This window comes from Pedobacter soli, from assembly GCF_900101435.1.
In the GTDB taxonomy this organism is placed as follows: domain Bacteria; phylum Bacteroidota; class Bacteroidia; order Sphingobacteriales; family Sphingobacteriaceae; genus Pedobacter; species Pedobacter soli.
Window position 1 is genome coordinate 350,001 of sequence record NZ_FMZH01000005.1, and the last position, 14,773, is coordinate 364,773.

The 14,773-nt window shown below is 39.7% G+C and carries 14 protein-coding genes and 1 riboswitch; of the genes, 8 read left to right on the plus strand and 6 right to left on the minus strand.

Going from position 1 to position 14,773, the window contains the following annotated elements:
• Positions 1–32 precede the first annotated feature (32 nt).
• From BLR37_RS13505 to panC, 3 genes are all read right to left on the minus strand, one after another.
• Positions 33–1,016 (minus strand): lysylphosphatidylglycerol synthase transmembrane domain-containing protein, encoded by a 984-nt coding sequence (locus tag BLR37_RS13505; protein ID WP_090769372.1) that lies wholly within the window; start codon positions 1,014–1,016, stop codon positions 33–35.
• Positions 1,017–1,020: 4 nt separating this feature from the next.
• A complete protein-coding gene (gene panD / locus BLR37_RS13510) occupies positions 1,021–1,371 on the minus strand; it encodes an aspartate 1-decarboxylase (RefSeq protein WP_090769374.1) in 351 nt (116 codons plus the stop codon).
• 98 nt (positions 1,372–1,469) lie between these two features.
• Complete coding sequence (gene panC / locus BLR37_RS13515; protein WP_090769376.1) at positions 1,470–2,315, minus strand: pantoate--beta-alanine ligase; 846 nt, start codon at positions 2,313–2,315, stop codon at positions 1,470–1,472.
• A gap of 149 nt (positions 2,316–2,464) precedes the next feature.
• On the opposite strand from panC, the gene BLR37_RS13520 reads away from it, so the two are divergent.
• On the plus strand, positions 2,465–3,289 hold the full coding sequence (locus BLR37_RS13520) for a glycogen/starch synthase (protein WP_039477271.1): 825 nt from the start codon (positions 2,465–2,467) through the stop codon (positions 3,287–3,289).
• Positions 3,290–3,310: 21 nt separating this feature from the next.
• Complete coding sequence (locus tag BLR37_RS13525; protein ID WP_090769377.1) at positions 3,311–4,690, plus strand: DUF4270 domain-containing protein; 1,380 nt, start codon at positions 3,311–3,313, stop codon at positions 4,688–4,690.
• A 75-nt stretch (positions 4,691–4,765) separates the two neighbouring features.
• On the opposite strand, the gene BLR37_RS13530 is transcribed toward BLR37_RS13525, so the two are convergent.
• The gene (locus BLR37_RS13530) at positions 4,766–5,209 is read right to left on the minus strand and encodes a single-stranded DNA-binding protein (protein WP_039477192.1); all 444 of its coding nucleotides are present in this window, start codon (positions 5,207–5,209) and stop codon (positions 4,766–4,768) included.
• 52 nt (positions 5,210–5,261) lie between these two features.
• A complete protein-coding gene (gene mutY, locus BLR37_RS13535) occupies positions 5,262–6,323 on the minus strand; it encodes an A/G-specific adenine glycosylase (RefSeq protein ID WP_090769379.1) in 1,062 nt (353 codons plus the stop codon).
• A gap of 170 nt (positions 6,324–6,493) precedes the next feature.
• Between mutY and BLR37_RS13540 the strand changes: the two genes are divergently transcribed.
• From BLR37_RS13540 to BLR37_RS13560, 5 genes are all read left to right on the plus strand, one after another.
• Positions 6,494–6,796, plus strand: a complete 303-nt coding sequence (locus BLR37_RS13540) for an HU family DNA-binding protein (RefSeq protein WP_025143406.1) — start codon at positions 6,494–6,496, stop codon at positions 6,794–6,796.
• Between the two features lie 12 nt (positions 6,797–6,808).
• Positions 6,809–7,687: a tetratricopeptide repeat protein gene (locus BLR37_RS13545; RefSeq protein WP_090769381.1), complete on the plus strand. Its 879-nt coding sequence runs from the start codon at positions 6,809–6,811 to the stop codon at positions 7,685–7,687.
• A gap of 287 nt (positions 7,688–7,974) precedes the next feature.
• The gene (locus tag BLR37_RS13550; RefSeq protein WP_039477170.1) at positions 7,975–9,525 is read left to right on the plus strand and encodes an Rne/Rng family ribonuclease; all 1,551 of its coding nucleotides are present in this window, start codon (positions 7,975–7,977) and stop codon (positions 9,523–9,525) included.
• Between the two features lie 223 nt (positions 9,526–9,748).
• Positions 9,749–11,125, plus strand: a complete 1,377-nt coding sequence (gene radA, locus BLR37_RS13555; RefSeq protein WP_090769383.1) for a DNA repair protein RadA — start codon at positions 9,749–9,751, stop codon at positions 11,123–11,125.
• A 342-nt stretch (positions 11,126–11,467) separates the two neighbouring features.
• Positions 11,468–11,932, plus strand: coding sequence for a DUF4920 domain-containing protein (locus tag BLR37_RS13560; RefSeq protein WP_039477164.1), 465 nt, complete (start codon positions 11,468–11,470; stop codon positions 11,930–11,932).
• A 75-nt stretch (positions 11,933–12,007) separates the two neighbouring features.
• On the opposite strand, the gene BLR37_RS13565 is transcribed toward BLR37_RS13560, so the two are convergent.
• Positions 12,008–13,072: a branched-chain amino acid aminotransferase gene (locus BLR37_RS13565; protein WP_090769385.1), complete on the minus strand. Its 1,065-nt coding sequence runs from the start codon at positions 13,070–13,072 to the stop codon at positions 12,008–12,010.
• Between the two features lie 269 nt (positions 13,073–13,341).
• A riboswitch (Fluoride riboswitch) is annotated at positions 13,342–13,404 on the plus strand.
• Between the two features lie 16 nt (positions 13,405–13,420).
• On the opposite strand from BLR37_RS13565, the gene BLR37_RS13570 reads away from it, so the two are divergent.
• Complete coding sequence (locus BLR37_RS13570; RefSeq protein ID WP_090769386.1) at positions 13,421–14,710, plus strand: voltage-gated chloride channel family protein; 1,290 nt, start codon at positions 13,421–13,423, stop codon at positions 14,708–14,710.
• Positions 14,711–14,773 lie beyond the last annotated feature (63 nt).

Below are 14,773 nucleotides of genomic sequence, written 5' to 3' on the forward strand. Positions count from 1 at the left end.
TATAGATCAAAAATACTATGGCTGCATAGTATTTATTTTCGGTTTGTCCGCTGCGTTAAGATCACAAATAAACTTAAGCTTCCCAGTATCAGAATAATCAGCACTTGTGCCGAATGGATAATGGTAGCATAAGCCAATCCATCTTTAAAGGATACCCCATACAGTACAAGCGATTGCGCAACCATCCAATGGAAAACGCCTATCCCACCCTGAACCGGTGCGGCCATGGCAAAGCCAGAAAAAACAATAGCTGTAAATGCCGCCTGATATGGCAGGTGGGCAGTGGCCGGAATAGCCAAAAACGCCAGATAAACCGACAAACAATAAAAGAACCAGATAGCAAATGTATAGGTTAGAAACAAGCTTTTTTGCTGCAGTTTACCATAAGAGCCAAAGCCTTCGCGCAAGTTTACAAACACCCGCAGCATCTTTTTACTGAGTTTTTGTTTGAGGTAATAAATCGCCAGGAGAATCAAAAGCAGAACAACCAATCCAATACCTGCGAGCCAGAAATAATTTAAGGCTGCCAACTTACTAACCACATTGAGGTAAATGGTATGGTAAAGAAAATCTGAAACGATATCGTACTGAAAAACAAGCATCGCCAGTCCGGTACTAAAAAGCACCAATACATCAAAAAGCCTTTCGGTAATTACCGTGCCTATAGCAGCAAACATGGGCACTTTTTCGGCCCGGTTAATTACCGAGCAGCGGCCAATTTCGCCAAAACGGGGTAAAGCCAGATTGGCCAGATACCCGATAATTACGGCGTGATAGGCATTCCAGAAACCAACTTGATAGTGAATGGAACGGTAAAGCATTTGCCAGCGTAATGCCCGCAACACATGGGCAATCCATACTGCTAAGCAAGAAGCGATTACCCAAAAGAAATCAGCTCCTTTTATTTCTTCCCAGATTTTGCCTAAATCCTGCCCCCTAAACGCTAAGTATAAAACACCCACTCCTATTAAAAACAGGATGAGATATTTTAACGCTGTTTTAAGGTCGAGGGTCACAAAATTATTTTAGCAAATGATTGTTATCGTCAGGGAAAACCAATATTGGGTTATATTTTTTTGCTTCTTCTATAGGCAACGCGCCGTATGACATGATGATAAGAATATCGCCAAGCTGCGCCAAACGTGCTGTTGCACCGTTTAAACAGATGGTTCCGGTACCACGTTCGCCTTTTATAACATAAGTTTCGAAACGGGCGCCATTATTATTATTTACAATCTGCACCTTTTCATTAGCAATAATGTTAGCTGCATCCATCAAATCTTCATCTATCGTAATACTGCCTACATAGTTTAATTCGGCTTGTGTTACCCTAACACGGTGTATTTTCGATTTTAATATTGTGATAACCATTCAGCAAAGTTAGTAATCAGTTTGGAGTTTTGTGTCATCAGTTTGGAGTTTCAGGAAAGCTTAAAGCTAAAAGCACTTCTGATACTTTAATCCGGATACTACTTTATAATCATATTATCAATCAACCTGGTCGAGCCTACTTTTGCGGCAACTAAAGCCACGAGGTTATCTTCTGCTTTGCTTTTAGCCGGTTCTAAAGTATCGCCATTGGCAATGGTAAAATAATCGAGCGCCACACCATCAATCCCATCATACAATGCTTTTGCTTTGGTTTCGAGTTCGGCTAAGGTGTATTCGTCAAAATGATCAAGCACAAACTGAAGCGATTTGCTCAATACCAGCGAGTGCTTGCGATCTTCAAGAGTTAGGTGAATATTCCGGCTACTCATGGCGAGACCATCATCCTCTCTGATAATGGGACAGGTAATAATGGTAATGGGCAGGTTAAAATGAGCCAGCATGTTTTTAATCATCAGTACCTGCTGAAAATCTTTCTGCCCGAACATGGCTACATCAGGCTCAACTGCATCAAAAAGCTTTTTCACAATCTGGGTTACGCCCTGATAGTGTCCTTTCCTGAAAGCGCCTTCCAGCAGAAATTCAGCATTACCTAAATCGATATGCCATTTTTCGTCGGCACCTGCCGGATACATCTCCTCCACATTGGGCATAAAAACGCCGTTGCAACCAGCATCCTGGAGCATGGCCAGATCGTGTTCAATTGGTCGCGGATATTTTTCCAGATCTTTAGGATCGGTAAACTGGGTTGGGTTAACAAAAATACTGCAGATAATGATATCGGCATTTTGCTGGGCCACTTTGATCAGTGATATATGGCCATTATGCAGCGCCCCCATGGTAGGCACGAGTGCTATTTTTTTGCCTGAAGCCTTTAAAGGTTTTAAGAATGCTTTAAGGGCTGCCTTTGTTTTAAATATTTCCAATTCGGACAATCTAAATTAAAGCCGTAAAGGTGTAAATTAATCTAAACGAAACCAAACAAATGCTTGCGATATTGATAAATAGTATTATTATGCTTACCTTTGCAGCTCATTATCTTTTATTTAACTTAATATTTTCTTAGAATATGGAGATGGCAAAAACGAAGCTGCTGATTGTTACACACGAGATGTCGCCTTTCCTCGAGCTTACTAAAATTTCTGAAATTACACGCCAATTACCTCAAGCAATGCAAGAAAAAGGATTCGAAATCCGCATCTTGATGCCTAAATTCGGTAACATTAATGAAAGAAGAAATCGTTTACACGAAGTAATCCGCTTATCGGGAATGAACATCATCATCGATGACAACGATAACCCGTTAATTATTAAAGTAGCTTCCATCCCAGCTGCACGTATGCAGGTTTATTTCTTAGACAATGAAGAATATTTTCAACGCAAGCAAGTATTTAGAGATGCGAGCGGAAAATTCTTCGACGACAATGACGAGCGTACCATTTTCTTTTGCAAAGGTGCATTAGAAACGGTAAAAAAATTAGGCTGGGCACCAGATATCGTTCACTGCCACGGCTGGATGAGCTCGTTGGTACCTGCTTACATTAAAACAACTTACAAAAACGACCCTACTTTTAAAAACTCGAAAGTGGTGTATTCTATCTACGAAGATGGCTTTACTGAAAAACTAAACGATAAGTTCGCTAAAAAAGCAGTAATGGCCAACATGACAGAAGATGATACCAAAGCTTTCATTCCGGCAGATTGCAACAGCATGCACGTTGGTGCGGTAACGCATTCAGATGCAGTGGTTTTAGGCGACGAAAACCTGGATGCTGCTTTGTTAAAATTTGTTAAAGATTCAAATAAGCCAACATTAGCATTTAACTTAACCGAGAATTTTGAAAACTTCTATACTTTTTATGAAGAAATTTCAAATGATGAATTGGTTTCACTTGCTTAATTAGGTATTATTATTTTAAATATGAAATTTACAAAACAAGACTTATTAACCCTGTTGATAGGTCTTTTTCTTTTTGCATCGTGCAAAAATCCTGATGGTGTTGGTTTAGATGTTGACCCTGGCACGGCTATTACCGGTACCCTGGTAACCAGCGAGGTTAGATCGGAAACAATAGCCGAACCTGCCGCTAATACGCAAAGTTTAACGCGTTACCCATTGGGATATATGGTCGATCCTGTTTTTGGCACCACCAAATCGAGCGTAGCCATGACGGTTACACCAAGCACCCTGAGCTATGATTTCGGTACTTCGCCGGTTTTAGACTCTGCCGTTCTGGTTTTAAGAATTGACACTACTGCGAATAAATTTTATGGTGATACCATTTCATCTCAATACAGCGTTGATGTTTATCAGTTAACCAATAAGGTTACCACTTTTAAAAGCTCTGACGTTCAGGCGCACAATGCGCAATTATTGGGTAATGTAAAAAAGAAACTCTATCCAAACACGCCAATTAAAGTTACCAATGTTGTTACTGGTAAAGCCGATACTTTACAAACTGTAAAAGCACAAATCAGAATTCCACTGGATAAAGCGTTTATTCAATCACAAATATTGAGTTTACCCACTACAGGCACATCAACCAATGCTAAATTTATTGATTATTTTAAAGGTTTATATGCCGAGGTAAACAAAAATACTTCAACTGGTACCGGAGGTATTGCATTTATTAACCTGAGTAATTCTTACCTGCAACTGGTATACAAAAAAACCAGCTCAACAAGTGGAGTAGATACTGTTTCGGTTAACTTCCCTGTTTCTACTACAAGTGCTGCAGCTGCAACAATTGTACACGACTATACAGGTACAGCTGTTGATACACAATTGAAAAATCCGCCGGCAGCCGGCTCTTCTTCACCTTATACCGTAACTTATACTCAAGGTTTGGCGGGAGTTAAAACAAAGATCTCTTTTCCTCAGCTAGATGCATTTACCGGTACATACGGTAAAGTTGTGGTAAACAAAGCTGAACTAGTGGTTGATTTAAGCGCAGGGACATACGCTTATCCGGTTACGCCAATTCAGCGCCTATCGCTATACCGTTGGGATATTGCGAACCAACCTACAACAACTCCTGATTACAGCACAACAAACCCTGGAGTAATTGGGGGCTATTACGATTCGCTTAAAAACAGGTATATTTTTATTGTTACCAATTATGTACAAGGCCTGATTGATAAAACTATAGCAAAAGATTATGGCACTTTCATTGCACCAACAGGTTTTGATGCCTTCCAGGTAGTACCAACTGCTATTAACGCAGAAAGATCGGTACTTGGCGCAACCACCAATACTACGAATAAGGTAAAACTAAATATTTACTATACTAAGATCAATTAATTAGTAATACCCCATAATAACAAAAAACGGCCATCTGATAGCAGATGGCCGTTTTTTTGTTAATGAGATTATAGCTTAAAAAGGCAAGTCGCCGTTTTCATCGGATGGACTAATGGTAAACTCATCCTCAATTTTAGTTTCTGTGCTTGGAGTTGTATGTGCTGATATTGCCGGACTTTGCTCAAAATCGCTCTTTCTGCCCAGCATGGTAAAGTTCTCGGCTACAATTTCGGTCACATATTTCTTAACCTTCTCTTTATCTTCAAAAGATCTTGTTCTTAGCTTGCCCTCAATGTAAACCAGCTTACCCTTTTGCAGGTATTTAGATGCCACCTCTGCCAGCCCGCGCCACAGCACTATATTATGCCATTCGGTTTGCTCTACTCTTTTTCCGTCCTTGTTGTATGTTTCTGATGTAGCTAATGGAAAGCTGGCAACAGTTACGCCACCATCTAAATGCCGCACCTCAGGGTCTTTGCCTAAGTGGCCTACTAAAATAACTTTGTTAATCCCAGACATAAATATTTTTGGTTAGTTGTTTGTATAAAATGCGCACCGCTAAGCTGGTTAGTTACTCCATTTCATTTTTATAAAAGTATCCCTGAATAAAATCATGAATAACTTTTGGTTGCGGTAACTCATCTAACTTATTTAAAGAAACCCAATTAAGTTCCTTTTGTTTCTTAAAGTTAAATATATAATTTTTTAATGCAAAAAATTGCACATGGATAATTTGGTGTGTTAACAAGTGTTTTTTTGTTGAAATGAGTGTTACTTCAACTTCCTCACCAAAAACAGCTTTTACCTGTTCTAAAAAGCCAGCATTGTTAATTCCGATGCTTTCTTTTGTCTCCAGACTCGGAAAATCGTATAAATGCTGCCATATATCGCCTGCCTGCCTTTCCTTGACCAAAACCTGATCATTTTCTGTACATACAAAATAATTAATGTATCGGTGTTTTTGTTTAATCTTACCGGTTTTTACAGGTAATACATTAACCTTGTCGTTTTTAAAGGCATAACAACTTTGCACAAGCGGACAAATGGTACAATTCGGACTTTTGGGTTTACACTGCATGGCTCCAAATTCCATAATGGCCTGGTTATACAGCGCCGGATCGGCCCGGTAAAGCAATTCGTTAGCTAATGCATAAAACTCTTTTTTACCAGCTGGCGAGTTTATCGGTGTATCAATTCCATAATAACGCGAAAGCACCCTGAACACATTTCCATCAACTACTGCGCGGGCCTCACCTGATGAAAAAGAAGAGATTGCGGCAGCCGTATATTCCCCAATTCCTTTCAATTTTATCAGCTCATCGTGCAGGTTTGGGAAGATTCCGCGGTAATTATTTACCACATTCTGTGCTGTAGCATGCATATTTCTGCCTCGCGAATAGTAGCCCAAGCCCTGCCAAAGCTTCAAAACTTTAGCTTCGGTGGCATTGGCAAAATCAGTCACAGTAGGAAAATTCTCTAAAAACTTGTTAAAGTATGGGAGCCCCTGCTCTACTCTTGTTTGTTGTAAGATAACCTCTGATAACCAGATGGTATAAGCATCATTAGTGTGCCTCCAGGGCAAATCTCTCTTGTTTACCAGGTACCAATTGATGAGTTCATTTTGAAATGTCATTACTGCAAATTACGGCCAATTTATCCGATTAAAAAAAAAGTTGCATTACGCTGATAAGTCTGGAGATAAAAAAATCATCTTTTATTTCCCTATCTCATTAAAAAGCAATACTTTTGCAACCCCAAAACAGTAGTAATATTAAAACATAATAATATAATAAATAATAAAATATGACTAAGGCAGATATTATTTCAGAAATATCAACAAAAACCGGAATTGAGAAGGTTGATGTACAGGAAACAGTTGAGGCATTTTTCAAGGTTATCAAAACCAGCATGATTGGCGGTGAAAATGTATATGTTAGAGGCTTCGGAAGCTTTGTTGTTAAAAAGAGAGCGCAAAAAACTGCGAGAAACATCTCTAAAAACACTGCAATAATTATCCCAGAACACTTCGTTCCAAGCTTTAAACCAGCAAAAGTATTTGTTGATAAAGTAAAAAGTAATTCAAAAAAAATTAACGTAGAAGCCTAATCCTTTAGTCGTATGAGTAGCAGCATCAGATCAAAACAAACCATTATTATTGGAGCGATTGTATTGCTTGTTGCATTCTTATTTACAAGAGACATTAAGGGTTTAGTTAAACCAACTGAAGAAAATGGTAAAATGCCTGCAAGTGGCCAAATGGCTGAAGCAGGAGCATCATCAACCTCAACGGTACTAAACATCGAGACTTCTTCTACAGCTGCAAAAAATGTAATAAACAAAAATTTAGCTACAGATATTACAGCTTTAGAGAACAGTTACAAAGGCGCAAAGGGTCCAGAAAAAGTAGAACTTGCCAAACAACTGGCCCAAAAATGGGACGATGTTGAGCAGATCACTCCATCGGCACTTTATTTAGAGATTGTTGCCCAGGGCGAACCATCATCAAAAACATGGCTAGCTGCAGGTAATCAGTTTATAAAAGCTTTTGAAAGTACACAAGATAGTTTGGCTCAACCTGCATTATTGCAGAAAGCCAACCTTTCTTACAAAAACGCATTAGAGAAAGACTCTACAAACATTGAAGCCAAAACGGGCTTAGGTGTAACGATAGTAAACGGCCTGGGTGCACCAATGCAAGGTATTGCCATGTTGCTTGAGGTTGTTGCTAAAGATCCTAAAAACGTTAAAGCGAATATGAATTTAGGTTTATTCTCTATAAAATCGGGTCAGTTTGACAAAGCTATTCCGCGTTTTAACACGGTAATTGCTGCTGCACAAACCCCTGAGGCCTATTTTTATTTAGGTACAGCGTTAGAAAACTTAGGCAGAAATAAAGAAGCGGTTAACGCCTATTTAGCAAGCAAAAAATTAGCGGCAAACCCAACCTTATCTTCATTCATTGATAAGAAAGTGGCTGAGCTAAAAAATAAAAATTAATTAACAGATTAATAAAAACATTTAAAACCTTAAAATTATGCCAAGCGGTAAAAAAAGAAAAAGACATAAAATGGCTACCCACAAACGTAAAAAACGTTTAAGAAAAAACAGACATAAGAAAAAATAGTTTCTTATTTTGATAAAGCCCCTTTAAACCTCATAGTTGAACACTGTGAGGTTTAAAGTATTTATACGATTTTTATTTCGTAGCGGAGTGGCTATATCAAATGTTTTCTTGTTTATTACTATCCATTTGTTAATAGGCGAAAGCCTTAAATCTGTAGCTGTTGGTAAAAGAATTAATTATCAATTCGACTCCTGCCGGAGTTACCATAGCGTTGATTGAAGACAAACAACTTGTTGAGCTTCACAAAGAACAAATCAATAATAACTACGCCGTAGGCGATATTTATTTAGGCCGCATTAAAAAAATTATGCCCGGCCTGAATGCTGCTTTTGTGGATGTTGGTTATGAAAAAGATGCATTTCTGCATTATTTTGATTTGGGCCCTCAGGTGCAATCTTTAATTAAGCTAACTAAGATCAAGCGTAATGGCTCGGTTACAGGCACATTATTAGATAATTTAAAGCTCGAAGCCGATATTAATAAGGCAGGCAAAATTTCTGATGTGCTGAGTAAAAACATGCTCCTGCCCGTACAAATTGCAAAAGAACCAATTTCTACCAAAGGACCGCGTTTAAGTTCCGACCTATCTATTGCCGGCAGGTATGTGGTACTGGTGCCATTCTCCAATACCATATCCGTATCAAAAAAAATTAAAAGTAATACCGAACGTAATCGTTTAAAGAAGATTATCGAAAGTATTAAGCCTCAAAATTTTGGGGTTATTATCAGAACCGTTTCTGAAGGCAGAGGGGTTGCCGAAATGCAAAAAGATCTTTTAGACCTGATTGCAAAATGGGAAAACTTCACTAAAAAAATGCCTTCAACCGAGCCCTCAAAAAGAGTTTGGGGAGAAATGGACAGATCATCGACATTAATACGCGATATTCTGAACCCTGATTTTACAAACGTTTACGTAAGTACACCAGAGCTGTACGATGATATCCGTTCTTATGTTCACGATATTTCTCCGGAAATGGAAAAAATTGTGAAACTGTATAAACAGAAAGAACCAATCTTCGATCATTTTGGTGTTGAAAAGCAGATTAAAAATGCTTTCGGTAAAACCGTAAACTTACCCGGCGGTGCCTACCTGGTTGTAGAGCACACCGAAGCACTCCACGTTATAGACGTGAATAGTGGAAACCGTACTGCCAGTAAAGAAAACCAGGAGGAAAATGCTTTACAGGTAAACAAAGAGGCGGCTAAAGAAATTGCCCGTCAATTGCGCCTGCGCGATATGGGTGGTATTGTGGTAATCGATTTTATCGATATGCACAAACCAACAAACCGTAAATTACTATTCGATTATCTGCGCGAGCTGATGTTATTGGATAGGGCCAAACACACTATTTTGCCACCGAGCAAATTTGGTTTGGTACAAATTACCAGACAACGTGTACGTCCGGAAATGAACATTGTTACGGTAGAAAAATGTCCGGCCTGCGACGGGACCGGAGAAATTAAAGCGAGTATCGTTTTAATGGATGATATTGAAAACAACCTTAATTATATTTTAAGAGAGCAAAATGAAAAAGGTGTAACCCTTTGTGTTCACCCTTACATTGAAGCTTACATTACCAAAGGTATTTTCAACCTTCAGCGCCGCTGGTTCTTTAAATATGGCCAGTGGATTAAGGTGAAGGCACAATCATCGTATTACTTAACTGAGTTTCACTTCATCTCCGCAAAGGATGAAGAGATTAAATTATAACTCAAAACATTTTAACAGAAAGCCTGGATTTAAACCCCAGGCTTTTTTTGTTAGTCGGGATTTATCATCCCGTCTTCCGCAATGAGGATTTTTAATCCTCCCCGAGGGATCAGACTTTCGGCGTTACAAATCCGACCTAGGGGCTACAGTTCCATCGTACAAACCTCACAGGTTTGTGAAACCTGTGAGGTTTGATTAAATTCGTACTCTAAATTTTAATCAATTGGCAAAATCAAAAACAGCATATTTCTGTCAGAGTTGTGGTTACGAATCGGCAAAGTGGATGGGCAAATGTCCTTCCTGCAACCAATGGAACACTTTTGTTGAAGAAATCGTAGAAAAAAATCCCACATCGGTACCTACCTGGAAAAACGACAATACCAGTCGCAAGTTAAGCAAACCCAGTAAGGTAGATGAAATTCAATCCTCAACCGAGGTTAGGATATTAACCGGTGATAAAGAGCTCGACCGCGTACTGGGAGGCGGATTGGTAGAAGGTTCGCTGGTTTTAATTGGCGGCGAACCTGGCATCGGTAAATCGACCTTAATGCTTCAGCTTGCCCTGAATTTAAAAGGCAAAAAGTTACTTTATGTTTCTGGCGAAGAAAGCGAGCAGCAGATTAAAATGAGGGCCGAACGAATTAAAGAAAGTCCATCGTCTGATTGTTATATCCTAACCGAAACGTCGACCCAGAATATTTTTAAACAGATCGAAATCCTCGAACCTGAAATCCTGGTTGTCGATTCAATCCAAACCCTGCATTCAGCGCATATCGATTCAACACCAGGTAGTGTATCGCAGGTAAGAGAATGCACGGCCGAATTATTGCGTTTTGCAAAGGAAACAGGCGTACCAGTTTTTTTAATTGGCCATATTACCAAAGATGGAGCCATTGCAGGGCCGAAAATACTGGAGCACATGGTTGATACCGTTTTACAGTTTGAAGGCGACAGACACCATGTTTACCGCATTCTGCGCTCAATTAAAAACAGGTTTGGAGCCGCCGCTGAGCTGGGTATTTACGAAATGCAGGGAAGCGGGCTCAGGGAAGTTTCCAATCCATCAGAAATCTTACTCTCGCAACGTGATGAAGAATTAAGCGGAATAGCCATAGCCGCTACGCTTGAAGGTGCACGCCCCATGCTTATTGAAACACAGGCACTGGTTAGCACTGCAGCTTACGGCACCCCACAACGCTCGGCAACGGGTTTTGATACGAAAAGGATGAACATGCTGTTGGCAGTTTTGGAAAAACGTTGCGGCTTTAGGTTAAGTACCCAGGATGTTTTCTTAAATATTGCGGGCGGAATAAGGGTTGAGGACCCTGCAATAGATTTGGCTGTGCTGATTGCCATTATCTCTTCTCATCAGGATATTTCCGTTTCCTCCAAAAACTGTTTTGCTGCCGAAGTTGGTTTATCAGGAGAAATCAGGGCGGTTAACCGGATAGAACAACGCATTGCCGAAGCCGATAAACTGGGCTTCGAAACGATTTATATTTCTAAGTATAATTTAAAAGGCATCGACATTTCTAAATACAAGCTGGAGATTAAAGCAGTAAATAAAATAGAAGAGGTTTTCGAAATGATATTTGGTTAAGCATTAAATGTGGGGAAATATTTCAACAACTTTCCCCAGATTGATGAATAAATTCCACGCTTTAGTTTTGGGCACACCAGTAGCGCAAGGGAACAAACTAAGACAAATCACTGATAAACAAACAATTAAAACAAAACACAAATTAATATCCTGAATTGGAATAAGGTTTGCCTTAAGCTGTTCATTAGTTAATTGGTTAAACTCATCTTCAAGTTTATTAACTAAGTTCAAAAAGGGATGATTGGCCCCGCTATCAGATAGCGGGGTTTTTTACTTTTTAGTTATTTAGACTTTTTTTAAATAACTTTGAAAAGATAATAACCGGAACTAAATTCATAAAAAATGAAAAAAATTATTTTAAGCCTTAGCTTCTGCCTGTTTGGCGCTGTAGCATTTGCGCAAACAGCTTATACTGGTCAGAAATTTGGAGAAGAAGTTAAACCAGGCGATGTTAAGCCAGCTGCTAAAATGGAGGCCGCAATGGGCGACAAAAAAACAGCTGAAATGAAAATAGAAGGCAAAGTAGTTGATGTATGCAAGAAAAAGGGCTGCTGGATGACTTTGGAAATGCCAAACGGAGATCCTATGCGCGTAACCTTTAAAGATTATGCCTTCTTTATGCCGAAAGATATTGTAGGTAAAAAAGTGGTTCTAGATGGCTTAGCCAAAAAACAAACCATTTCTGTTGAAACCTTACGCCACTATGCAGAAGATGCTAAAAAAACACCGGAAGAAGTAGCTAAAATTACCGATCCTAAAAAAGAGCTCGCTTTTGAAGCTAAAGGGGTGGTGATACTGGATAAGTAAGTCTAAAAACTAAATTAAATAAAAAATGCCCCATTACAATTAGTACCGGGGCATTTTTATTATCTTTTTACTGAATTATAAAACCCAGTTCCAGCCAAACTCATCAGGAGCCAGTCCATAACGGATATCGTTTAATTTTTTAGCAATACCGTTTGAAATGTGCCTTGTTGCAGGATCGGTTAATTTATAAACCTGACCATTGTAGCCCATTTCGCCAACATGTGTTACGGTAGCAGCAGTACCAGCGGCAAAAGCTTCGGTTAACGAACCATTCTCAATACCGGCAATTACTTCTTTAACAGACACGCGACGTTCTTCAACTTCAACACCAGCTTCTTTAGCCAGTTTAATAATCGTATCGCGCGTAACGCCATCTAAAACCGTGCTACGTACAGATGGAGTAACAAGCTTACCATCAATTACGAAAAGTAAATTGGCTGTTCCAGCTTCTTCAATAAACTCATGCGTTACCGAATCTGTCCAGATTAACTGATCAAAACCTTCTTTTTTAGCCTGCTCAAAAGGATACAATGAACGGGCATAGTTACCTGCAGTTTTGGCAAAGCCCACACCACCATCATCGGCACGGGTATACTCTGTTTCAATTTTAACTTTTAAAGCACTGCTGTAATATGGGCCTGTTGGCGTGGTTAACAGTACAAATTTATAGCTATCAGAAGCTTTAACGCCTAAATAAGGATCCATTGCAAACATTACCGGACGGATATACAGGGCGTAATCTTCCTGAGATGGTACCCATTTCTCATCAACGTTGATTAATGCAGCCAAACCTTGCATAAAAATTTCTTCAGGAATGGTTGGCATCGACATCCTTGCAGCTGATTTATTAAAACGCTCAAAGTTTTTATCAGCACGGAAGACGCTAATTTTTCCGTCTGGCTGACGATAAGCCTTTAGTCCTTCAAAAATGGCTTGTCCGTAATGAAGGGCAGAAATTGCCGGACTCATCGGAATAGGTCCATAAGGAAGAATCTGTAAATTTTTCCACTCGCCGTTTTCGAAATCGGCGGTAAACATGTGATCGGTAAAAACCTTACCGAACGGTAATTGCGAAAAATCAGTAACAGTCAAACGTGTTTGATCTGCTTTGGTGATTTTTATATCCAATGTCTCGGTCATACTATTATTTTTTGGATAGACTGATTTTTGAATGATCGAATGGTATTTCTGAAACAGATTCGCTCATTTTAGCATTCATGAATTCAATCATTATTTTTTTGCGCAAATTAAGAAAAAACAAGCTTCTTTAATAGTTTTTTCTAATATTAATCTTTGTTTTTGAGTGTTTTAAGTACACTAAGCAACTAATTAGCCGACTATCCTCCTGCTCCATCACCGCCACCTAAGCCGCTAAAAATTTTGCAACCCATCGCTAAATTTTATACATTTGAAATCAGGGCGATGGGGTGCCGCCAAAACCGCCAAAACAGGCTGATGACTCCTACGATTTTATTAAAATTGAATTAAATGCCTGTTAAAAATTTAGGTGAGGGATTTGCTTTGTCTTTCAACCATTTCATCAAAAAAGATTTCGGTCTATTATTAACCAGCACCATTAAGTGGTTACTAATTTCACTTGTTCTCGGTAGCATTATCGGCTCTGCATCTGCATTATTTTTAGCCAGCTTAAGTTGGGCAACGAATTATCGCGAAGCGCATTTATGGATCATAGCATTTTTACCTCTGGCGGGCTTAATTATTGGCCTGGCTTACTACTACTGGGGTACCGAAGTGGTAAAAGGGAATAACCTTTTGATAGAAGAGCTGCAATCGCCAAAAAAGGTTATCCCGCTTATAATGGCTCCCTTAATTTATGCGGGTACCATTATTACGCATTTATTTGGTGGTTCTGCTGGCAGAGAAGGAACTGCTGTTCAAATTGGCGGAGCCTTTGCCGATCAGCTCACCAAAATATTTAAACTTAAACCCAGAGACCGGAAAATTATCCTCATTTGCGGCATCAGTGCCGGTTTCGCTTCGGTTTTTGGCACACCTTTGGCCGGAGCCGTTTTCGGATTAGAGGTTTTTGTAGTCGGCTCGGTAATGTACAATGCCATTTTACCTTCGTTTATTACCGCCGTAATTGCCGATTATGCCTGTAAGACCTGGGGTGTTGGACATACACATTATGCCATCGCCAGCGTACCCGAAATGAACGCAATTAATTTATTCCTGTCTCTTGGTGCCGGCATATTGTTCGGACTAACCGCCCGCTTATTCTCTGCCATGAACCATGGGATATCGAAACTTTTTAGCCGGGTTAGCTATCCTCCCCTACGTCCATTTATTGGCGGTTTTATTTTAATTGCAATTATCTATCTTATCGGCAATACACGTTACATTGGTCTCGGTATTCCGGTTATATCAGAAGCCTTTACACAGCAGGAACCTTATTACACCTTTGCCATTAAATTATTTTTAACCGCACTAACGCTTGGGGCAGGTTTTAAAGGTGGTGAGGTTACGCCTCTTTTCTTTATAGGCGCCACATTGGGTAGTTTTCTCAGCCTGCTTATTCCGCTTCCCTACGGCTTGTTAGCCGGAATGGGCTTTGTAGCTGTTTTTGCCGGAGCTGCCAATACTCCCCTGGCCTGTATTTTTATGGGTGTAGAGCTCTTTGGCACTTCGTCCGGAATGTACATTGCCCTGGCTTGCGTTACAGCTTATTTATTTTCGGGCCATACCGGGATTTATAAATCGCAGGCTATTGGTGCACCGAAACATTTATTACTGAAGAGGCACCAGTTTTTGAAGTAAGCGGGCAAGCGTTTGGCGCTAAGCGTGGAGCAATGGAATTTAAATCAGCGGGAAACCTTAAGG